At 45.7% G+C, this 21953-nt stretch carries 17 protein-coding genes; 12 read left to right on the forward strand and 5 right to left on the reverse strand.

Annotation, left to right across the window (positions count from 1 at the left end):
- Positions 1–67: 67 nt before the first annotated feature.
- Entirely contained in the window at positions 68–211 is a 144-nt protein-coding gene (locus A6049_RS33185; protein WP_161490548.1) for a hypothetical protein, read from the reverse strand.
- 166 nt (positions 212–377) lie between these two features.
- On the opposite strand from A6049_RS33185, the gene A6049_RS05235 reads away from it, so the two are divergent.
- Positions 378–731 (forward strand): thioredoxin family protein, encoded by a 354-nt coding sequence (locus tag A6049_RS05235; protein WP_063563587.1) that lies wholly within the window; start codon positions 378–380, stop codon positions 729–731.
- A gap of 121 nt (positions 732–852) precedes the next feature.
- Positions 853–1701 carry a methyltransferase domain-containing protein gene (locus A6049_RS05240; protein WP_161490549.1) on the forward strand — a complete coding sequence of 283 codons (849 nt, stop codon included), beginning with the start codon at positions 853–855 and terminating at the stop codon, positions 1699–1701.
- 3 nt (positions 1702–1704) lie between these two features.
- Here A6049_RS05240 and A6049_RS05245 read toward each other — a convergent pair whose 3' ends face one another.
- Positions 1705–6789, reverse strand: a complete 5085-nt coding sequence (locus A6049_RS05245) for a DUF11 domain-containing protein (RefSeq protein ID WP_063563589.1) — start codon at positions 6787–6789, stop codon at positions 1705–1707.
- A gap of 181 nt (positions 6790–6970) precedes the next feature.
- Here A6049_RS05245 and A6049_RS05250 point away from each other — a divergent pair, with 181 nt between their 5' ends.
- The 5 genes from A6049_RS05250 to A6049_RS05270 all read left to right on the forward strand — a co-directional run bounded on the left by A6049_RS05250 (position 6971) and on the right by A6049_RS05270 (position 13092).
- Positions 6971–7993, forward strand: a complete 1023-nt coding sequence (locus A6049_RS05250; protein ID WP_063563590.1) for a LacI family DNA-binding transcriptional regulator — start codon at positions 6971–6973, stop codon at positions 7991–7993.
- 198 nt (positions 7994–8191) lie between these two features.
- On the forward strand, positions 8192–9103 hold the full coding sequence (locus tag A6049_RS05255; protein WP_052016450.1) for an ABC transporter permease: 912 nt from the start codon (positions 8192–8194) through the stop codon (positions 9101–9103).
- 15 nt (positions 9104–9118) lie between these two features.
- Complete coding sequence (locus tag A6049_RS05260; protein ID WP_063563591.1) at positions 9119–10006, forward strand: carbohydrate ABC transporter permease; 888 nt, start codon at positions 9119–9121, stop codon at positions 10004–10006.
- Positions 10007–10076: 70 nt separating this feature from the next.
- Positions 10077–11720 (forward strand): type 2 periplasmic-binding domain-containing protein, encoded by a 1644-nt coding sequence (locus A6049_RS05265; RefSeq protein WP_063563592.1) that lies wholly within the window; start codon positions 10077–10079, stop codon positions 11718–11720.
- Between the two features lie 22 nt (positions 11721–11742).
- A complete protein-coding gene (locus A6049_RS05270) occupies positions 11743–13092 on the forward strand; it encodes a glycoside hydrolase family 30 protein (RefSeq protein ID WP_063563593.1) in 1350 nt (449 codons plus the stop codon).
- A 78-nt stretch (positions 13093–13170) separates the two neighbouring features.
- Here the strand turns inward: A6049_RS05270 and A6049_RS05275 are convergent, their stop codons facing one another.
- Complete coding sequence (locus A6049_RS05275; protein ID WP_063563594.1) at positions 13171–13569, reverse strand: hypothetical protein; 399 nt, start codon at positions 13567–13569, stop codon at positions 13171–13173.
- Between the two features lie 222 nt (positions 13570–13791).
- Here A6049_RS05275 and A6049_RS05280 point away from each other — a divergent pair, with 222 nt between their 5' ends.
- Together A6049_RS05280 and A6049_RS05285 are read left to right on the forward strand one after the other, a co-directional pair.
- The gene (locus A6049_RS05280; protein ID WP_063563595.1) at positions 13792–14901 is read left to right on the forward strand and encodes a glycosyltransferase family protein; all 1110 of its coding nucleotides are present in this window, start codon (positions 13792–13794) and stop codon (positions 14899–14901) included.
- 28 nt (positions 14902–14929) lie between these two features.
- The gene (locus A6049_RS05285) at positions 14930–16003 is read left to right on the forward strand and encodes a glycosyltransferase WbsX family protein (protein WP_063563596.1); all 1074 of its coding nucleotides are present in this window, start codon (positions 14930–14932) and stop codon (positions 16001–16003) included.
- A gap of 69 nt (positions 16004–16072) precedes the next feature.
- On the opposite strand, the gene A6049_RS05290 is transcribed toward A6049_RS05285, so the two are convergent.
- Entirely contained in the window at positions 16073–16897 is an 825-nt protein-coding gene (locus A6049_RS05290; protein ID WP_063563597.1) for an AraC family transcriptional regulator, read from the reverse strand.
- 121 nt (positions 16898–17018) lie between these two features.
- Here A6049_RS05290 and A6049_RS05295 point away from each other — a divergent pair, with 121 nt between their 5' ends.
- A complete protein-coding gene (locus tag A6049_RS05295) occupies positions 17019–18488 on the forward strand; it encodes an alpha-L-fucosidase (protein WP_240321310.1) in 1470 nt (489 codons plus the stop codon).
- A gap of 78 nt (positions 18489–18566) precedes the next feature.
- Here the strand turns inward: A6049_RS05295 and A6049_RS05300 are convergent, their stop codons facing one another.
- On the reverse strand, positions 18567–19502 hold the full coding sequence (locus tag A6049_RS05300; protein WP_063563598.1) for a carbohydrate deacetylase: 936 nt from the start codon (positions 19500–19502) through the stop codon (positions 18567–18569).
- Between the two features lie 258 nt (positions 19503–19760).
- Between A6049_RS05300 and A6049_RS05305 the strand changes: the two genes are divergently transcribed.
- The gene (locus A6049_RS05305) at positions 19761–20999 is read left to right on the forward strand and encodes an RICIN domain-containing protein (RefSeq protein WP_063563599.1); all 1239 of its coding nucleotides are present in this window, start codon (positions 19761–19763) and stop codon (positions 20997–20999) included.
- 130 nt (positions 21000–21129) lie between these two features.
- Positions 21130–21953 (forward strand): collagen-like protein (locus A6049_RS05310; protein WP_145921899.1); only part of this gene is annotated, 824 nt, incomplete at its 3' end.

The following is a 21953-nucleotide window of genomic DNA, read 5'->3' on the forward strand; positions in this document are numbered from 1 at the left end:
GATGTTATCCGAACTGGTCGTCTGCTGATTTTCTGTACAAATTCTTTCTTGGAAAGAGTGCGAACGCTTATTTTACTGTGCCTGATTGACGATCCGATAGCAGGCTAACTCCAATATCACCAGAGGCATCAGATGCAGATGAAGGTGCATACGCGGAGAAGGAGATAACAGCAATCAGGGCAGTAAGCAGAAAAACAAATGATTTTTTCATACAATAACCTCTTTTCATATGGGATGATCTTCCAACTTCATTTTAATGCAGATAGGCTGTGTTTGAAAAGAAAATGTTTAGTTGAGTGCGAGATTTGTACAGTCAATCATTCGTGATAAACTACAGTTTAACTATAGTTGCCAACTGACCGAAAGGGATGACCCTTATGAAAGAGCTCCATACTTTAACATCCATAGAAATGATCGAAGAAATGATTAAGCAACATGAATTGGTTTTTTTGTACATATCACGGCCAGAGTGCAGTGTATGTCACGCCTTACTCCCTAAGATTAGGGAGTTACTTGAACCGTATCCAATGGTGCACTTGGCCCACATCAATGCTAACCAAGTGGAAGAGGTGGCGTCCAGGTTTCTTATTTTCACAGTTCCCACGATGATTATGTTGGTGGAGCAGAAGGAGTATATTCGAGCCGATCGTTTTGTTCGCTTTGATCGATTGGAAGAGCAGGTACAACAAATTTATCGTATGTACACCCAGAACGGGGAATTAGAAGCATGATTATCGGCAGCTCATATATGAGCTGCTTTTTTTGCATAATATGCCATGAACATAGGGTGAACGCTTATACACGTAGTCCCACTTTGGAATAAAATACAGTATTAAATTGTATGAGGAAGAAGTGAGCGGATTGAGAATCGATTTGGGTAGCGGAAAAAATAAACACCAAAATTGTACGGGAATTGATCGAATAGCATATCCCACGACTAACATTGTTCACGATATCAATTCGCCCCTCCCGATTGATGATAACTGTGCCACATTTGTGATGTGTTCACACAGCTTGCAATATGTTGATCATTTGCAGCAGGTGATGGAGGAAATATACAGGATTAGTACACACAAAGCGATTGTCTGTATCGTAGCCCCCTATGCACATGTAACCTCACATATGGTTAATCCCCATTTCAAGCAGTTGTTTAATGAATACATGCCCCAATTCTGGACTTCTCAGGTCAATGAAATACTTGATGACAAGTCACCCTTGTATACTTCAGACCGCTTGCAGCTTCGCGAGGAGACAATAGAATCCCCTATCGATTTCAGGTTACTTAACATGGAGTTTTTCTATTTTCCATCCTATCACGGTTTATACAATGAAACTGAACTGGAACTGTTACGACACTCCCAACTGAATGTAGCTTATCAGATTATGTATCATCTCCTTGTTGTAAAGCAACCGATTTCAGATGCCGAAGTTGCTGGATATCAATCAAGCGAACTGCTGGAGGAGCCGGATTACATCAAAGAGCAAAGAATTCAATATCAGGATCAGGAAGGACTGGAGAAGCCCTTTTATCTGGAACACTTGTCTCCCACATTAGGGCAAGAGGAGCGTGAAATACCAGAGAAAAAACTCCCCTTACCACAGCGCAGTAAGAGGAGTGTAGGCACGACAGGTAACCGTCGTTTAAAGTCCGGACGCAAAAGCAATATGCGATCACCAAAGCGGAAAAAGAAAAGAGATTGAATTTTACTCTTCGGCCTCAACAACAGTGACGATAACCTTGTTGGAAGCCAGCGTAATGGGAATTAAACTGCCGTCTGGAAGAACAAAGGAAAGGGAGACTGTAGCCTGATTCATGACCTTTCCGTTGGATGGCTGATGTTTGATTATGGCTGTGTATCCAACCTCCACCGATGCTCCTGGCAGCAGATCACCCAGGGAGATTCCACTCGCCAAACTGCAATTATGTTGAGCAATACCCTGTACTGTGACACTACCAGAAACCAAAGTAACGCCAGATTGCAGTTGATCCGTGAGAACCAGATTTTTGGCTGCAAATGCACTCGTATTCTGAATGAGGACCACATAATCAACGCTTTCTCCTACCTCAACAATGCTTTTGCTTGCCGTCTTCTGGACAGGAATCACAGGTGCTGAGATTGGTATGGAAGGAACGGATGGGGTGGACGGTTGTGAAGAACCAGGCGTTGTTGGTGTAGTCGGATTAACAGGTGGTAACGGCGGCGTTGGAGGCTCAGGAGGCCCGGGTGGTACTGGCGGTACTGGTGGAACTGGGAAAATCACCTGCATGAGAACGACATTGGACAGAACGTTAAATGAAACCTCGCCCAATGTATAGGAAACACTGGCCTGATTGGTGATCTGAGCCAATGCAATTCCTTGATTCACAATGACTTGGAAGGTGATAGGAATCGCGGATAAGGGTGCGATATTATCTACCTCGAATCCATTAATCGGATTGACTCCGGGTACACTCACATCTCTGATCGTAACACTGTTATTAACAAAAGTAGTTGCTTCAGGGATTCGATCCGTAAATATAATGGAACTAAACGGGACATTGTTACCATTCGTCAGCAGGAAGGAGAACGTAATCGTTTCTCCCGGGACGACCTGACTCGGCAAAGCAGATTTGACAATTTCCAGAAGAGGATCGCTGATAAAAGTAGTGACTGAATCGGACTCCACAGAATTGGAAATGACATTGCCATCAGGAAGAGTGAAATTATAATTGACTATCGCTGTGTTCACAACCTGATTATTCGATGGGAATGACAGAATATTTACCTGAAAGTTAATCGTGAATGTTTCACCTGGTGCCACTTCCCCCAATGGAATACCACTAACCGGATTATCGCTTATTTCCACTCCGTTTACGGTTAAAGATCCAGGTATAAAGAATGATTCAGGTGGAATTGGATCAATAACGGTTACATCGGCTGCAATATTGCCTGTATTTTGAACAACAAGCTGATAGAACACGGTATTTCCAAGATCTACGGCATCGGGGGTACCGGATTTAAGAATGGTAATGACAGGATTATAGACAGGAATGGAAACGACATTGGACGGCGAACTTCCACTTACTCCGTTTATGGCAAAGGTAACGGTGCCCTGATTGGTTAACGTCTGGGTCACAGGCTGCGGTGTAAGTGCATTGACGTTGACCTGGAACGTCACTGTCGTGGAGCTGCCTGCACCTATAGTGCCGATACTTACGCCTGTGGAGGGATTAACCCCAGGTTGAGCTACACCATTCAGGGTGAGGCTGTCAGGCACAAAACTTGACCCAGCCGGAATCGGGTCCGTAAGAAAGACGGATGTTGCCAGCAATTCTGTAGGATTCTGAACGAGCAGCGTATACGTAATAATATCTCCTGGGGCCGCGGCGGTAACGTCAGCTGATTTGGCAAGGGACAGAACCCCCGGTTCGGACACGGGAACCGTCACCGTATTGGACAAGGATGAACCAGGAATGATCCGCCCGTCAGGAAGAGTATAGGTGTAATCTCCAGTAGCCTGATTGACAAGCTCGGGTGGAGTTGGCACGGATGTCACTGTGGCTAGAAAAGTAACCGTCACCGGAAAATTGGGCTGGATCGTTCCCAAGTTAATTCCGGTTATTGGGTTGGCACTGCTCCAACGGTTACCACTGATCAGCACACTATTCGGTACAAAAGCCTCTCCTGCCGGTAATGGGTCAACCAGGATAACGTCAGCGTTATAGTTACCTTCATTGGACACCAAAACGGTATACGCAATAATATCACCCACAACAGCAGTCGATGGGACAGCTGATTTTACCAGCGCAATGACGGGTTCAAACACCCGGACATTGACGATATTGGATAAGGCCGTTCCAGTGAATTCTCCGGTTGTAAACGTAACGGTGGCCTGGTCAACCAGGAACAGGGGAAAAGGAACCGGCGGAGCTGTTCCGACCACACTGACCTGGAACGTGACAGTTGCAGAGCCGTTGGCTGGAATTGTTCCGATAGGGACTCCTGCGCTAGGATCGACTCCTGGGAGAGATGCACCGTTCACCGTTACGCTGTCCGGAACCAGAACAGAAGCAACAGGAATAGGGTCTGTGAGACTGACATTGGTTGCGTCAACCGGATCATTATTCTGAACAACTAGCGTGTATGTGACAATATCCCCAATAACGGCTTGGAGCTCACTTGCTGTTTTGACTACGGTCAGATTGTCTGCCGAAATGGGAATAACCACTAGATTGGAACTGCTGCTGCCAGGAATAATGCGGCCGTCCGGTGGAGTGAAGGTGAAGCTGGCATTACCTTGGTTAACAATCTGAAACGAAGCCGGTAATGATGTAATTACGACTTGAAAACTGACCAGGGTCGAGCCACCTGTCGGTACGAGGCCTAGAGAAATGCCGGCATTCGGATCGGCAAGAGGGACCGGAAGGCTATTTACGAGTACACTTCCGGCAACAAAGGTGGCATCTGGCGGAATGATGTCCGTTAATGTGGTTGTTGCGCCAATATTTCCTGAATTGGTCACGGTAAACTGAAAGGTCACGGCTTCCCCGACTACAGCAAACGTAGGTGTAGCAGCCTTAGCAACGGCTATAATGGCCTGGAACACAGGAATGATGACCATATTGGAAAAGGAAACTCCGCTAAAGGTACCGCTGTCGAAGCTCACCTGGGCCTGATCTGTTAGTTGAGGTGGTGAGGGCAGGGTATTTACCTGAACACTGAAAGTGACTGTGGCTGATGCACCAGGCAAGAGAGTACCGACAGAGATACCAGAAACAGGATCTGCTGTAGGCTGGGGTACACCATTTAACGTGACACTTCCAGTTAGAAACGAGGAACCCGTTGGAATGTTATCGGTCAGTACAGCGTTGGTAATGCTGCTGGCATCCTGATTGGTAACTGTAAAGGAATAGGTAACGGTATCACCAACCACTGCATCTGTAGCAGCAGTTGATTTCACAACACTCAACATAGGTAGCGAGACAGGGATGACAACCGTGTTAGATGTAACAGATCCGGGAATTACACGGCCATCTGGTGGCTGAAAGGTATAGGAGGCTGTTCCCTGATTGACCATTTGCAATCCAGCTGGCTGACTAACAACACTTACCTGGAAAGTGACTGTAGAGGTTGCGTTGGGTGCAACCGGACCAATAGGTATTCCTGCAACAGGGTCAGAAGCTGGTTGAGAAACACCATTGACGGTTACGCTGCCCGGTACAAAGACGGAACCGTCTGGTATATTGTCTAGGACGGTTGTTGTGGCATCAATATTTCCCGTATTGGTTACGACCAACGTGTAGGTAACTGTATCTCCGACAAGAGCATTGGTTGTGTCTGCGCTTTTGACAATAGCCACATTGGGTTCATAGATGGGAACCACCACTGCATTGGAGGTAACCGCAGTATTAATAATCGGACCATCGGGTACGGTAGGGGCAGTATAACCGACTCTGGCTTGGTTAAACAACTGAGCCGGTACAGGTACGGATGTGACCAATACCTGGAAGGTCACGGTAGCGGAGGTTCCCGAGTTGAGATCTCCAATCGGAAATCCGGTTACCGGATCTGTACCCGGCAGTGAAACCCCATTGAGTGTGATGCTATTCGTTACGAAGGAGCTTCCTGCAGGAATGTTGTCAAAGAACATAACGTTCGTTGCATTAACCAATGAAGTATTAGAGATGATAATGGTATATGTTACCGTATCTCCGACGACAGCATCAGTTACGTTGGCACTTTTGACGGCATTAAGGGCAGGGAGGTTGATATCGATCTGTAATCCGTTGCCGTCAACAAGATAGCCGTCTCCATTCGTTGTAAGCTGGAAGGCAGCTTGAGTCTGTGTATTGAGCAATGTAAATCCGACGTCCACGTTCGTAATATCCCAGCCTTGACGACCACCAACGATGTTTGTACCAGGGGTTCCATTGATCTGATTCCTTGTCCCGAACGTACCAGAGGTATCGAGGTTTCCGGCATCATCATTGATCTGTGAAGCGAAGAAGTTGTCGGAGAAGTTGTTCGGACCTGACAGATTCGTCACAGTGGCAATGGTCGGTCCAAAACGAGCCTGATCCCCGGTCTTGTTCGCATCACCCTCCTGTGTACTGAATTGTGCCCGACCTGCCAGTGGACCCATGAATGGTGTGGCAAATCCATCAATAATCATGTTGACAGGACCCGAAGTGGAAAGAATGACATCGGCATTCACTCGAATGGACATGTTTCTCAAAGGCAAGGCAGCATTTTGGTACACTACCGCAAGTGTCCAGCCCGCATGGTTGGAGGTCGGATCGGGTATGGACAGTGTTCCAACTACTCCACTGGTCGTATAGGTTCCTGCTCCTCCAGCAGAGATTAGACTTGTAACGTTTGCAGAACGAACATAGGCATAGGTTGTGGGGAATCCGGAAGCGGTGGACAAGATGACTTCAAAACTGGTTGCCGGGTCCGGAAAAACACTGGTCTGACTTGCTGGAGTTGTAAACTGTACAGCATCATTGATAAAGGCGGAATTGTTCTCCGTATTGTCAATGTATGTACCCCCCCAGATTAATTCGGCATACAGGATGCTGCTGCCTGCGGGGATTTGTAGTACAGCAGAGGAGCTGTTGTTCTGAAAAAGATTCGTTGTTCCTGGTGGATATGTTCCAAACTGCTGTGTGGTATCCGTCGTATTATAAGCCCCGATGCTGTCAACTGTCCCGGGAACACCAACAGTTTCAGAGCGGCTAAGTCCAAGCGTATTGCCTGTGAAAGTCACTGCACCATTTTCATTTATCGCATACCTTTCAATAAAGGCCATTATCATCTTCCTTCCGCATAGTTAGTCTCTACACGTATACTTTCGTAGTATCTTGTACCATGCCAAAAATCGTAAATAAATGAGTAGCAAAAAAAATCAGTGAATAAGTGTTGTATTGAAAACGGTTTTATGCTAATTTAAAATATATAAAAACGTTTTTATAGCAAAGGACCAAAAAATTATGGGAAAGATTACAATTAAAGATGTTGCAAGGGAAGCCGGGGTATCCATTTCTACGGTTTCCAACGCCTTGAACGGCGTGGATGTCTTAAACCCAGAGACCAAATCACATGTCCTGAAGGTGGCAGAGCGTTTAAACTACGTTCCCAACTTGAACGGCAAGCTGCTAAAATCCGGGCAAACCAAAATGCTGGGCTTTTTCACCACAAGTGTGTCGGGTCCATACTTTTATAAGCTGGTTGAATCCATGTCTCGCGAATGCGATCGTCTGGGCTACGGGCTGAATGTGTTTGTGACCAAGGATAAGCAGGTCATTATGAGTAATATTCTGGGACGGCGTGTGGATGGCGTTATCATCTACGAAGAACTGCGGATTGATGAGCAGGATATTGTCGCTATGGAGAAAGACAAGATTAAGGCTGTGTTTCTGGATCGGGTCTATCAGAGCGATACTATGGGAAGCGTCATATTTGACTCTTATGTAGCGGGTTACGAAGCAACCAAGTATTTAATTGGACTGGGGCACAAGAAAATTGCTTACATATCCGGCGTGGACACCATGTTTGACAGTAATCAGCGTAGAGATGGATATTTGGCCGCTTTGCGTGAGTACCAGCTTCCGTTGGATGATGATTACATCTTACAGGGATATTTTGAGGAAGAGGGCACCTACAGTGCTGTAAAATCTTTTCTTCATCTGCATCCTGCCAAGCTGCCTGATGCTTTTCTTGCAGGAAATGATGTGAGTGCAATCGGCTGCATCCATGCGTTGAAGTCTCATGGCTTCGAGGTTCCTCAAGATGTAAGTGTAGTAGGCTTCGATGATATTGATATTGCTCAATATTTTTCCCCGCCATTAAGTACCGTACGAAACCAGATTGCAAGGCAGGGTATCCTGGCGATCAATCACCTGGTTCGCATGATCAAGAAGAAGGAACATGGGGTTTCACAAAAACTGGCGGGTGAACTTATCATACGGGGCTCAAGTCATGTGAAGATGGACCGGAGTGATTTTTTAACATAACTGATTCAATCATTTCCGGTCTTTTTTAATTATAGATTTGATAATAGGGGGTTTTTTTGTCATAAAATAAAAACGTTTTTATGAGGAAATGCTTAAGTTGGAGGGGAGAAAAAGAGCGTGAGTAAATTAGCCGTAGAGACGTCGTCAACCGGTAAAAAGCCTGTAAGACCGGGGGGAAGGAAGCCAATCGGACAAAGAATGAAAGAGTTCGTCATCGATTATCGAAGACAATGGGAAATTCAATCGATGATTATACCCGGCATCATTTTTATGATTATTTTTTGTTACATTCCGATATACGGATTGACGATTGCATTCAAAAATTACACCGTTATTGATACGCTGTCTAGCGCACCATGGGTCGGTTTGGAAAATTTCAGAATCATTATGTCAGACAAATACTTCTGGGATGCCGTAGTGAATACGCTGGGGATCAGCTTTTTGAAATTGGGTATCGGGTTTGTCATTCCCATTATCCTGGCGATCATGATCTATGAATTAAACAGCGGACGTTTCAAAAAGTTCGTGCAAACGATTTCATATCTACCTCACTTTCTGTCCTGGATTGTATTGGGCGGCATGCTGATTACCTGGTTTTCAACAACGGGATTGTTTAATCAGCTGCTACTCAGCTTGGGAGTGATCTCGCAACCGCAGAACATTTTGCTGGATGCAGGCAAGTATTGGTGGATTGCAGTTTTATCCGATATTTGGAAAGAGGCCGGCTGGGGAACGATTCTGTATTTGGCGATTATGTCCAAGATTGATCCTACGTATTACGAGGCAGCCAAAATTGATGGTGCAAGCCGTCTCAGACAAATTTGGAATATCACATTGCCTAACATGAAGTCAATCATTAGCCTTAATCTGATTCTTACTGTAAGCGGTTTACTTGGTTCCAATCTGGACCAGACGCTCGTTCTGATGAACTCGCAAAACCGTGACAAGGCAGAAGTTATCAATTCGTATGTATATCGTATGGGGATGTCACAGGGTGACTTTTCGTATGCTACCGCGGTTGGTCTGGGCGTCTCGATTGTGTCCGTTATTCTGTTGGTCACCGCGAACAAAATTACAAGCAAATTAAACGATAATCAATCTGTGCTGTAGAAGGAGGCATCCCGTGTGAATGGAAAGGTGGCTAAAGAAGATCTCGATAGTCGGATCTTTGATACCTTAAATATTATTTTACTCGCTATTTGTACTGTCGTTATTGTGGTTCCGCTCTGGAATGTCATTATCTCTTCTTTTAGCTCGGGCAAGGCTTTGGCGGAAGGCGGGTTCATCTTCTGGTCACCGGAGTTCTCGCTGGAGAATTATAGAGCCGTATTCAACGATTCGAACATCTGGCAAGCGTTCTTCATCTCCGTTTCCAAAACAACAATCGGAGTCGTTACACACGTATTCTTCTGTGCCATGGTCGGTTACGGTCTGAGCAAAAAGCACATACGTGGCCGTAAACTGTACGTAGCCATGGGAGTTATCACGATGTTCTTCTCTGGCGGAATGATCCCAACGTACTTATTGATCAAATCACTTGGCCTGCTCAACAGCTTCTGGGTGTACATTATTCCGGCATTGTTCAGCTTCTATGATGTCGTCATTCTGATGAATTTCTTCCGGAATGTACCGGATTCCCTGGAGGAGTCAGCCAAAATCGATGGTGCAGGAGACTGGCATATTTTCCTCAAAATCTTCATCCCGCTGTCCATGCCAGCGATGGCAACTATTGCATTGTTCAATGGAGTAGGGCAATGGAATGACTTTATGACAACTAAGTTGTACATTACCGATCAGTCGCTGTATCCGCTGCAGATGATGCTGTACGAGATTATTGTTCAGTCCCAAACGCAATCCATGCAAAATGTGGGTGGCTCGGCAGTCATTGAAACAACGACTAAAGGGGTGCAACTGGCTACGATTGTTATTACTACACTGCCGATCATACTGATCTATCCTATCCTTCAAAGATACTTTATCTCGGGTATGATGCTGGGAGCAGTCAAGGAGTAAGAGGAACCTAAGCTTGTTAGAAAGTTCGCTCTATTCAATATTTCTCACCTAACTTTAAGGAGGAAACAATATGTTCAAGATGAATAAGGCAGCAGGCAAAAAAGGAGTTAAACTGTGCGCGGCATTGCTGACAGCGGTGATCATGATTACAGGCTGCAGTAGTGGATCAGGGGGTTCGAGCGAAGGAAACTGGGTTTCCATTGAAGATCGCTATACAGTCGATCCTGAAAAACCAGCTTGGCAGCTGGATAAAAAGGAAGAAGCTACAGACCTAACTTGGTACGTTAATGCCGACTGGTGGAACACGGATTTCGGCAAAGACATTGTAACCAAAAAGATCAAGGAAGATCTGAACATCAATATCAAATTCATTACAGGTGATGATACGAAGTTAAATACGTTCTTTGCCGGTGGAGATATGCCTGACCTGCTGACAGTATTTGACTCTAACTCTCCTGTGGTGCAAAAAGCCGCAACCTGGGCTATGCCGCTGAATGATCTTGCGGAGAAATATGATCCATACTTCAACAAAGTCGCAGCTGCCGATACCCTGAACTGGTTCCAGCAGGCTGATGGCAAGACGTATGGCTATCCAAACTACTCCAATACGCAAGCCGATTATGATAGCGGCAACATCCCAGCCAAAACGGCATTTATCATCCGTAATGATGTATACGAAGCTTTGGGAAGTCCTGTCATGGGAACACCAGAGGAATTCGAAAGTGTGATGAAACAGATCAAGGAAAAGTTCCCAACACTGATTCCATTTGGTTTTAACTCTATCGGTGAAGGAACAGGTTCACTCGGAGACGTGTTGCAAGACTTCATTGGCGTGCCGCTTGAAACTGCAAATGGAGAATTCTATGATCGCAATCAGGATGAAGATTATCTTACATGGCTGAAGACTTTAAATAAGGTATACAGAGACGGAAATATCAGTGATGACAGCTTTGCTGATGATGGTACGGCCTTTGAGGAAAAAGTGAAATCCGGAAAATATGCAACGATGCTGCTGGATGGTACACCTCAACAGGGAGGAAATCTGCAAATTTATCTGAGTGCCAATGAAGGCAAAGAGTATGTTGCCGTTGATGGACCACAAAGCACCAAAGGTAATGCACCGACACTTAATCAATCCGGTATTACAGGCTGGATGATCAACTTCATCTCCAAAGACGCCAAAGATCCAGCTAAAGCGATTCAAATCTTTACGTACCTGCTCAGTGAAGAAGGTCAGCTTCTGATGAACTATGGTATTGAAGGCGAGACGTATAAAAAGAATGCAGATGGTACGGTTGAGTTGATGCCAGCTGTGAAAGACCTGCAACTTCATAATGCGGACAAATTCAAGAAGGAATACCGGATGGGTGAATTCATGTTCTTTGGCCATGACCGTTACAAAGCACTGAGTGCAGATGCTTTCCCGGAAGCGATTAAACAAATGCAAGAGTGGGGCAAAGGCAAACTGAAACCACACTTCATTCTGGAGAATATTAGTCCGAATCAAGGAACACCTGAAGCACGTGCGTTGTCGGCGATCAACGCCAAGTGGAATTCAACCCTGGTAAGCATGGTACGTGCCAAAGATGATGCCTCTTTTGACAATGCGCTCGCCGCTTACAAGTCATTTTTAGGTGAAAACCGTTGGGATGATATCCTGAAGGTCCGTAGTGAGAAAATGAAACAGAATAAAGAGAAATTGGGTATCCAATAAGAGGAATGTGGAGGGAAAGCATATGACGAAATTCAAAATGTACAAATCCACGGGAGAAGATGCATTGTTTGTATCTGTGTCCCAGGATCAATTGAAATCGCAGGACTCCGCCAAGGAAACAACGACTATCCTTCTGGATGATCAGCAAACGTATCAGGAAATGGATGGTTTTGGGGCTTCTTTTACCGACTCATCTGCCTATCTGATTAACCAGGTATTAAGCGATGAGCAGAGAGCGGAAGTCATGACTCGGTTGTTCCATCCCGAGGAAGGCATTGGATTGTCGGTCATCCGCAATCCGATGGGCGCTTCAGACTATGCCAGAACGGTATACAGCTATAATGATCTGCCAGAAAATCAAACGGACCCGGAATTATCCGGGTTCAGCATTGCACATGATGAAGCGGATGTTATTCCTTTGACTCAAAAGGCTTTGGAGCTCAATCCTGAGCTGAAGCTATTCGCTTCACCTTGGAGCGCTCCGGGCTGGATGAAAACAAGCGGCTCGATGATTACAGGTCAACTGAAAAATGAGTGGTATCCGGCGTATGCGGAATACTTTGTGAAATATATCCAAGCCTACACATCACATGGATTGCCTATCCATGCAGTAACACCACAGAATGAAGCACTTTATGAACCAGGTCATTATCCCGGCATGTTGATGCCAGCTGAAGCGCAAGCAGACTTTATCAAAAATCATCTCAAGCCGGCTTTGGTCAAAAATGACATTCAGTCCAAAATCCTCTGTTATGATCACAACTGGGATCGTCCGGATTACCCGCTGACAGTACTTGATGAGGCGGCAGAAGAGGTAGATGGAGTCGCTTGGCACTGGTATGGGGGCGAAGCCTCGGCACAAACAAAGGTGTATGAAGCTGTTGCCGGTAAAGAGGTACACTTCACCGAAGGATCAGGAGGAGAATGGATCCCTCCATTCGAACAAGCTTTCTCCAATGTGATCAGAACGGGTATTGAGATTCTTCGCAATTACAGCAAATCTTTTGTGCTCTGGAATATGGCACTGGATGAGAACAACGGTCCTACCGTTCCTGGCTTCGGGAAAAGTACGTGCCGCGGCATTGTGAAGGTTAACCAGCAAACGAAAGAGCTTACCTATACACTGGACTATTATGCTCTGGCTCATTTCAGTGCATTGATTCGTCCCAAAGCCGTACGCATTGACTCGTCCTCCAATGAGGCATCCATTCGTTCCGTAGCCTTCAAAAATACGGATGGTTCGATTGCTCTCGTGCTTTTCAATGACGGAGAAGAAACAGGAAATGTGCAGGTTCAGCTAAGAGAAGAAGAATTGTTAAGTTTCCAACTCGAATCCAAAAGTGCTTTGTCCATTTTGATTAACCAAGGGTAATAATGTTGTAATGAAAGAAAAGGCGATACTCAGAGAATTAACTCTGAGTATCGCCTTTTTATATTGCATCCAGTGAGTCTATACTCTTTGGATCGCTAGATTTGGTGTTCCTCCGCTCTCATCAATAAACAGAACATATTTATTCCCACTAGTGCCTGTTAACACTAAACCCGGCTGATTCAGTATACCGGGATTATAATATAACAGTTGCTGGATGAGTGGCAAGGTAACTGGAAGAGAGGGCTGATTCATGGCCATTAGCTGCGTCGTTGCTTTTACACTGTCTCCCGCCTCGATAACCCCACCGACACCCAGATTATTTGTAATAGAGGAGCTATCATTAATCTGCAAGCTGCCAGCAACCGTCTGGTCTCCGTTCACCTGCAGGTCCAATCCAATCGTTTCATTACCATTTACCTGCAAATCCTGATTAATGGTCTGATTTCCCGTGACAAGAATGCTATCGAACGTTGGCAATCATATCAACTCCTATCTGGTTTGATATATTTTATGAGGACAAGAACGGGATGGACACGGGGTTGTGGCACATTTAAAGACACGGGTGAAGCCCATCTTTGAGTAGTTAAACACCTAAAAATGAGGCGATAGAAACCTAGCCAAAGGCAGATGCATATTGTAGGCAATGAGAGTTAATCCGTTTCGTGATTGGAGGGTATGGTCATCAAAAAAAGGAGGCGTATGCCAGCCAAGTCCCAAAAGAATCGAAGTCCTGTCCAGCATCCCAATCAGGTATACCTCAGACAAATGAATGCTACATTGAACCGGAAACTCAAATCAATCCGGCATCATCTGGTTGTACAGCAATCGGATTTGCAGCAGCATCTTATGAAAATGATTCAGGACGGCAAGGAACAGAGAATGGAAAGTAAAGACAGTGGGAAAGTTTTGGATTCTCCCCGTGTTCATTATAAACAGCTGAAGGTCCTACTGATTACTCCTGCTATGGAACGAGCAGGCTCTGCGAACTCTATTTTGATTGAACAGAGCTTGAGGCATTTGGTTCAACATGTCAATGAAATCAAAACGATTCAGTCCGTTGCAGATCATACGACAGGGCAGGATTTGGATTTGATTCTGGTACTGGATGGAGAAGATGCTTTGTCGAATCAGAATTTGGAAGCGTTGAGGATTTCCTCTGCCAAAAAGGCGATATGGTTGTCGGACCAGTCGGATGTAAAACAGATGGAATCGATCATCCCTTTTTTTGATTATGTGTTTACACAGCATTCGACCCACATTCCCTCCGATCGGCATATGGGGAATATCTCATGTCATGAAATACCTTTTCCACCGAACCCCACACTGTTCTGTCCACAGGTGGTGGGAAGAGAATATGAATCCGATGTTTATATCATTGGGGATGCACACCCTGATAGCTGCCTATTTGATCTTGCCACTCACGCGTGGTTATCAGATAAAAGAGTGCGAGTTGAAGGACAGGGGTGGGAGAGGTTCGGTGCATTTGTGCCCGTGCAACATCAGGAGATCCGGGAAAAGTTATACAACGGCGCCAAACTTGTTGTTCAGGACAACTCATCCGCTAGACGTATCATGGAAGTAGCTGCGTGCGGTACATTTCAACTTATTTTGGCTTCCTCAAGCGGTCCCGCGAACACGGATGATTTCCAACGCTATGCAACATTTGAAGAACTCATACAGAAGCTTGAACATTATTGGGACCATGTGGATCAACGAAGACTGGCTGCCTCCCAGGCACTTTCTTATATAAAGTACAATCAATCCTATCTTCATAAAAGTTTGCAACTTATGGATATTATTTTCCAATGAATATGTCTGTAAATTGGAGGAGTCCTGCTTGAAGCTTATTGCTTTACACTTACCTCAATTTCATCGGATTGCGGAGAATGACAAATGGTGGGGAGACGGATTTACAGAATGGACCAATGTAAAAAAAACAACTCCCCTTTATCCAGGCCATTTACAACCCAAGAAGCCATTGCATCAGAACTACTATGATTTAACGGACCCCAAGGTACGCAAATGGCAGGCCGAAACGGCCAAAAATCACGGGATATACGGATTCTGTTATTATCACTACTGGTTTAAAGGAAAACGATTGCTTGAAAAGCCGTTTGATGAGATTTTGCACAGCGGGGAACCGGATTTTCCTTTTTGTTTGTCATGGGCCAATGAAACCTGGACACGCAAATGGGACGGGCGCGAAGAGGATATTCTTATTTCGCAAGACTACGGGGACGAGAGCGATTGGAAAGAACATTTCGATTATCTGGTCAGAGCGTTTAAGGATAAACGATACATCTGTGTAGAGGGAAAACCGCTATTTTTGATCTATCGGCCTGCAAGCATACCTCGATGTCAGGAAATGATTCATTATTGGCGTAGGCTTGCGATAGAACATGGGCTGGAAGGTATTCATTTTGTGCAGACGATCGGTGGATTTCCTACCTTTAATCGTCCCGTCTTTGACGCAAGCATGGAATTTGAGCCCCACTATACGTTTGCGCATGGTCATATGAATGGAAGAATATGGATCGAACTGGACATCAAGGGGCAGAAGCACATTGTGGTAAACTACGATAAAGTATGGTCATCCATTCTCGAAAGAACACCTCATCGAAACGGGGAAGTTGTATATCCTGGTGCATTTGTGAATTGGGACAATACGCCGCGCCGCTCGGTTGATGGACAGAGTACTGTAGGCGCAACACCTGAAAAATTCGGATTGTATTTATCTCGACAGATGACGAGAGCCCGGGAATTGAACGGGAGTGGCTTCCTGTTCGTTAATGCATGGAATGAATGGGCGGAAGGAGCGTACCTTGAACCGGATGACGATTATGGGTACGCCTATTTGAGAGAAATCAAACGAGTGGTTGAGCAAGGAGAGGAGAACCGCAGCAAGTTATGATAATGGAGTTCCCTTTGTGGGGCTCCATTTGTTTTTGGGTGAGTGCAATCATGCCAGCTTTGTGGATGTTCATACCATGATTTGTTTGCGATACTCCGTTGGATTCAGACCTGTATGCTTTTTAAATTGCCTTGAGAAGTAATATAAGTCACTAAATCCAAGGTGCTCGGCAATTGCTGTGACTGTTTTTGGTGTACAGGTCAGAAGTTCTTTTGCCTTATCCATTTTTTTGCTGGCAATGTAGTGGATGGGGGGAACGCCGATGTGCTGTTTGAAGAAACGAATGAAATAATTGGGATGCATGTAGGCAATCTGAGCCAGATCCCGGACAGAAATATTTTCTTCAATGTTGGAATCAATATAGGCCAGTATTGCAGATATTTTCTCCATAACAGGTATATTTGTATAACAGATCTGTTCCAGATCCAGATGCATAATGTAGTGGGACAACAATTCTATTAATTTACTTTTTGCCATCATATGCGCATAGACTTCACCTGATCGGGCGTAATCAAGAATGCTGTTGAATATTTCCTGTATTAGCTCGGGCCGATCCGATGAACAGAAGTGGGGGAAATTTAGAATTTGAAATAGGTTGATGCCTCCAACCTTCGCGCTGAAATGACACCAGTATTTGAGAAAAGGACGATCACTGATGGCAGAATAAGACTGCGTGACCCCCTCTGGCATCAAAAAAAGCTGTCCCGGTGCAGGATAATACTCCTGATCGCCGATCTTGAGCCAGCCCTCGCCTTCACAGATCAAATAAAATTTGCTGTAATCGGGTGTGTAATCGAGGTCTCGCCAATCCGTATCGCAGCGATTGAAGTTGACCATGAACAAATCAACCTGCAGATTGGATAAGTGGTTCGTGAGCAACGTCTTATGATTCATTAACCTCAACTCCCTACAAAGGTTATTATTGTCCATCCTAAAGTTAACGTTCTGCATGTCTATCTGCTCAACCAGCTACTACAATACAAGTGCAGCCGATAACGGAAGGGATGAGAACCGAATGAGAACAATGCTGGACAAAAACGAATATTTGCAACAGATCGACAAAACGATTGCTGAAGGAAAGTATAAGGACAACTGGAATTCACTTAGCGCATTCGAGGTTCCCGAGTGGTACAAGAACGCCAAGTTCGGTATTTTCATTCATTGGGGTCTTTACTCGATCCCTGCGTATGACAGTGAATGGTATTCACGAAATATGTATATTGAGGACTCCAAAGCTTATGAACATCACCTTAGCGTTTATGGTCATCCAAAGGATTTTGGCTATAAAGATTTTATTCCGATGTTTCTTGCAGAGAAGTTTGACGCAGATGAGTGGGCCGTGCTTTTTAAAAAGGCAGGAGCCCGTTATGTGATGCCTGTAGCTGAGCACCATGATGGCTTTCAAATGTACAAAAGCTCCATCTCTCACTATAACACAGTTGAAATGGGACCCAAACGGGATCTGTTGAGTGAGATGAAGGTCGCGTATGAGAAGCAGGGACTTACTTTGTGTGTCTCGTCACACCGTGCTGAGCATTGGTTTTTCATGTCCCATGGAAAAAACTTTGATTCAGATGTCAAGGAGCCGCTCAGACGCGGTGATTTCTACTGGCCTGCCATGCCAGAACCGGATCATCAGGATTTATACGGCTCACCTCCAACGGATGAATATCTGGAAGATTGGCTGCTTCGTTGCTGTGAACTGGTGGATCAATACCAGCCGAGCGTTTTTTATTTTGATTGGTGGATCCAGACGGCAGCGTTCAAACCTTACTTGAAAAAGTTCAGCGCTTACTACTATAACAAAGGTGATGAGTGGGGCATTCCGGTAGCGATTAACTACAAACACGATGCCTTTATGCTCGGTTGTGCCGTTCCAGATGTGGAGCGTGGGCAATTCGCCGATTTGAAACCATATTTCTGGCAAACGGATACGGCTGTCGCCAAAAATTCCTGGTGTTATACAGAAAATAACAACTATAAAACAGCGGATGAGATCATCAGGGACCTCGTCGATATTGTGAGTAAAAATGGCAGCCTGCTGCTGAATGTTGGACCAAAGGCAGATGGAAGTATCCCGAATGAAGACAGGGATATTTTGCTTGCCATAGGTCAATGGCTGGACGTGAATGGCGAGGCGATTTATGACACGACATTCTGGCGGACGTATGGGGAAGGGCCGACCGAGGTGAAGGAAGGACAATTTACAGATGGAGAGACCAAGATCTTTACAAGTGAGGACATTCGTTTCACTGTAAAAGAAAGCTGCCTTTATGCCACGGTTATGGCCTACCCGGAGAACGGGATCGTTCATATTCGTTCGCTGAAGGAGAATTCTCATCATTTCCATGGACTGATCAGGGACATTCAGGTATTGGGCTTTGACGAAGAACCGGAATGGAGCAGGACGGAAGAGTCCTTGACGATAACGACAAGGAACGTGCATAGCTTCTCACCCGTCGTATTTAAATTAGAACTGGATTAAGAGATGAGATCGAAGGGCTATAACCAACAGTAATATGTACTGGTTATAGTCCTATTCTTTGTGCGATTCTGTAATGGATTACACTCGTTTACGGGTTGAAGAAGATCGACGGAGTGTTCTTCGTTTTTTGGACAAGCGATGTGCTTTCGCCAAACGCTGTCGCTTCAACAAGCGCTGCCGCACATGACGAGGTCGTCTTTTTTCTACTGGTTTGAAAGGTGATGTCATTTGTATTGGTGGCAGTTCGCATGGTTCTTCCATGGTATCCATCACGGCTCTGTAGCTTATCGGCACAATACCCAGCGTCTGTATCGTTCGGGGGATTTCCTGATCGACAAATACTGCAAGCTCATGCTCGCGGATGTCCAGCCAGTTGGAAATTTCACGCAGAGCATCATCGACATATCCGGGATGACATACAATCTCGGTAATGCCATCTGGGAGCTTAGATAAATGTTGTAGCAATCGCTGTAAACCCTCATGATCTCCGTAAGTATCCAGCAGAATCGTATCCGTCATCCGAGGCACTGGCATTTCAGTGCTTGCATGCCGGACCTGAGATCGCCGAAGCGGGATGTTTTCCCGGACAGCTTTCTCCGCCATGATTTGGAATATGATGGGATCGTTTTGATGAAGCAGCTGATGGGAATCGAGATGTGTAGGGGAAAGTGACGCTTGAGCCAAAACGTTCCATTGAGCATCGAGTTCTTTGGCAATATCAGTGAAATCTCGTATTAATCCACACTGGCCTTGATGAAAAGCACCGTCAGGATTCACCAAAGAAGGCACGATGGCCGGATCGGATACGGGTCTCCCGTAAGTCAGGTTAAAATGCAATCCGATTCCGAGGTCCGGCAGCGATCGGGCTAAACTCAGTGCATGATCAAAGCCCGGCATATTCACCATCATCGAAGTACTCGTAATTCCACCAGTCTGATATGCTTGAATAATCCCCTGATTAACGCCGGGCGACAGCCCGAAATCATCCGCATTAATGATTACTTGCCTGCTCATACCGCTTACTCCTTCCTCACGTTGAGAACAAACCATTTGCCATGTCCCTAATATATTAAAGGTCACAAGGTATGGACCGTTCATTCGCACAGGCCTGATAAAATACTTCAAATGCCGTCTTGTCCATGGAATATCCTGTTCGCTGTTAGAAATAATCCAGTTGCAGACAGAATACATTTAATGTAAACGTTGTTACGGATTGAGAAAAATGGGGTATCCCCGTTCAGAATCAGTCCGTTAATATGGGGAGGGAAAAGATTGTTGAGAAAAAGAAAAATCGTAAGTACGCTGGTGCTGTTCAGTTTCCTAATCGCTTTACTGCCTGGCACGACGACAAACGCAGCGACCAATTGGAATCTGGTGTGGAGTGACGAATTCAATGGAAGTTCTCTGAATACGTCGAATTGGTCTGCAGAGATTGGTACCGGCAGCGGCGGATGGGGAAATAATGAATTGCAGTATTATACGAATCGCACCGAGAACCTGCAAGTTACAGGTGGCAATCTGGTCATCACTGCACGCAAAGAAAATTACAATGGCAGCAGCTATACCTCCGCACGAATCAAAACCCAAGGCTTGAAGGATTTTACTTACGGGAAAGTTGAAGCACGCATCAAGCTGCCGTCCGGTCAGGGGCTGTGGCCTGCTTTTTGGATGCTGGGAAGCAACATTAATTCCGTTGGCTGGCCTAAGAGCGGAGAGATCGACATTATGGAGCGGGTCAACAACAATGCTTTTGTAAACGGTACCGTACACTGGGATGCTAACGGGCATGCCGATTATGGAAAGATATCGGAGAATCTTGATTTTTCCCAATTTCATGTCTACAGCATCGAATGGGATTCCAAATATATAAGATGGTTTGTGGATGGCAAACAGTTCAATGAGTTTTACATCGAAAATGGAACAGGCAACACGGAGGAGTTCCAACGTCCGTTTTTCCTCCTGTTGAATATGGCTGTGGGTGGGAATTGGCCTGGCAGCCCTAATAATGCGACACCTTTCCCATCACAAATGCTGGTGGATTATGTGCGGGTATATCAAGCAGCGAGTACACCGAACATTGTCAGCGGGGGTCTCTATACGATCGGTTCCAAAGCAAGCGGTAAAGTGTTGGATATTGTGGATGTATCCACGGCAAGCGGAGCCAAAGTACAACAATGGACCAACTACAGTGCGAGCAACCAAACGTTCAGGGTCGACAGCACGGGGGATGGTTTCTATAAACTCACGGCGGTTCACAGCGGAAAAGTTCTGGATGTGCCTAACTCAACAGCATCACCCGGCGTACAGCTCCAGCAATGGGATGATAATGGCTCTAACGCCCAAAGGTGGAGCATCCAGGATGCGGGTAACGGTTTCTATAAAATCATTTCCAAGGTGAATGGATTGGCGGTAGATGTTTCGAGCTCTTCAACGGCGGATGGAGCTGCAATCCAGCAATGGAATGATAACGGTACGGATGCACAAAGATGGTCGTTTAACAAATTGAATTAATTAAATTGCAATAATTTTAGGTGAATTCATCACAAAATTTGATGTTGGTAATATATTGTTGACATCAAGCAAGTGATGTTCGCCCGACCTGCGGACATTAACAGGGCTCCCAAGGAGGAGATTATGGAAGATGAAGTACAAGAAACGCAGTGTGCACGGCGGAAGCGGCTTTAGAAAAGGTGGAGGAGAATCACACCTCACAGGTATTGGGGAAGAAGCCCATTTACTCCTCAAATTGATTGGCGAATTGAAAGCTGCCATAGTACAGGTATTTGCTAATCCAACTCAGGTTAATGTTTCTGTTTTGATTGAAATTCTGCGCAAGTTGCTGGCTTTGGTTCATCATTTGAAATTAAAGAAAGGAAACAAGGCCAACTTGGAAGCTGCCTTGGAACTATCCATTGCTTCAGCGGAGGTCATCCCATTCTCTCCAATAAGCGTAGGCACCAACTTGCAGCAGTTGCTTGATACGCTGTTGTCTGTTGTTTTACAGGAATGCATCCATTCTGCGGACAAAGATCAATTGGTCATTGCCATCAGAGCAGTAGAGGTAGCTCTTGCCAACGCACTTAGAAACTCAGGAATTCCGGGTCCTGCTGGACCCGCTGGACCAGCAGGACCTGCCGGTCCAGCCGGATCTCAAGGTGTTGCTGGTCCTCAAGGAACGGTAGGTCCAGCGGGATCGCAGGGTAACCCTGGCCCTGCGGGACCCATTGGCCCGATCGGTCCGGCGGGCAGCCAAGGCCCAGCAGGTGCAGCTGGTCTGAACGGAGTTACGGGTGCAACCGGAGCCACGGGTGCAGCAGGTCCAGCAGGTGGTGCAACTGGAGCCACCGGAGTGACTGGAGCGACAGGAACTGCAGGAGCGGCAGGCGTAACGGGTGCGACCGGAGCTGTCGGTGCAGCGGGCGTTACGGGAGCCACAGGTGATCCAGGCGTAACCGGAGCTACGGG

Source organism: Paenibacillus sp. O199, assembly GCF_001636635.1.
GTDB lineage: Bacteria > Bacillota > Bacilli > Paenibacillales > Paenibacillaceae > Paenibacillus > Paenibacillus marchantiae.

Coding starts and splice junctions, on each gene's coding strand:
- A6049_RS33185 (WP_161490548.1), bottom strand. CDS start 211: ATGAAAAAATCATTTGTTTTTCTGCTTACTGCCCTGATTGCTGTTATC.
- A6049_RS05235 (WP_063563587.1), top strand. CDS start 378: ATGAAAGAGCTCCATACTTTAACATCCATAGAAATGATCGAAGAAATG.
- A6049_RS05245 (WP_063563589.1), bottom strand. CDS start 6,789: ATGGCCTTTATTGAAAGGTATGCGATAAATGAAAATGGTGCAGTGACT.
- A6049_RS05250 (WP_063563590.1), top strand. CDS start 6,971: ATGGGAAAGATTACAATTAAAGATGTTGCAAGGGAAGCCGGGGTATCC.
- A6049_RS05255 (WP_052016450.1), top strand. CDS start 8,192: ATGAAAGAGTTCGTCATCGATTATCGAAGACAATGGGAAATTCAATCG.
- A6049_RS05265 (WP_063563592.1), top strand. CDS start 10,077: ATGTTCAAGATGAATAAGGCAGCAGGCAAAAAAGGAGTTAAACTGTGC.
- A6049_RS05270 (WP_063563593.1), top strand. CDS start 11,743: ATGACGAAATTCAAAATGTACAAATCCACGGGAGAAGATGCATTGTTT.
- A6049_RS05280 (WP_063563595.1), top strand. CDS start 13,792: ATGCCAGCCAAGTCCCAAAAGAATCGAAGTCCTGTCCAGCATCCCAAT.
- A6049_RS05290 (WP_063563597.1), bottom strand. CDS start 16,897: ATGAATCATAAGACGTTGCTCACGAACCACTTATCCAATCTGCAGGTT.
- A6049_RS05295 (WP_240321310.1), top strand. CDS start 17,019: ATGAGAACAATGCTGGACAAAAACGAATATTTGCAACAGATCGACAAA.
- A6049_RS05300 (WP_063563598.1), bottom strand. CDS start 19,502: ATGAGCAGGCAAGTAATCATTAATGCGGATGATTTCGGGCTGTCGCCC.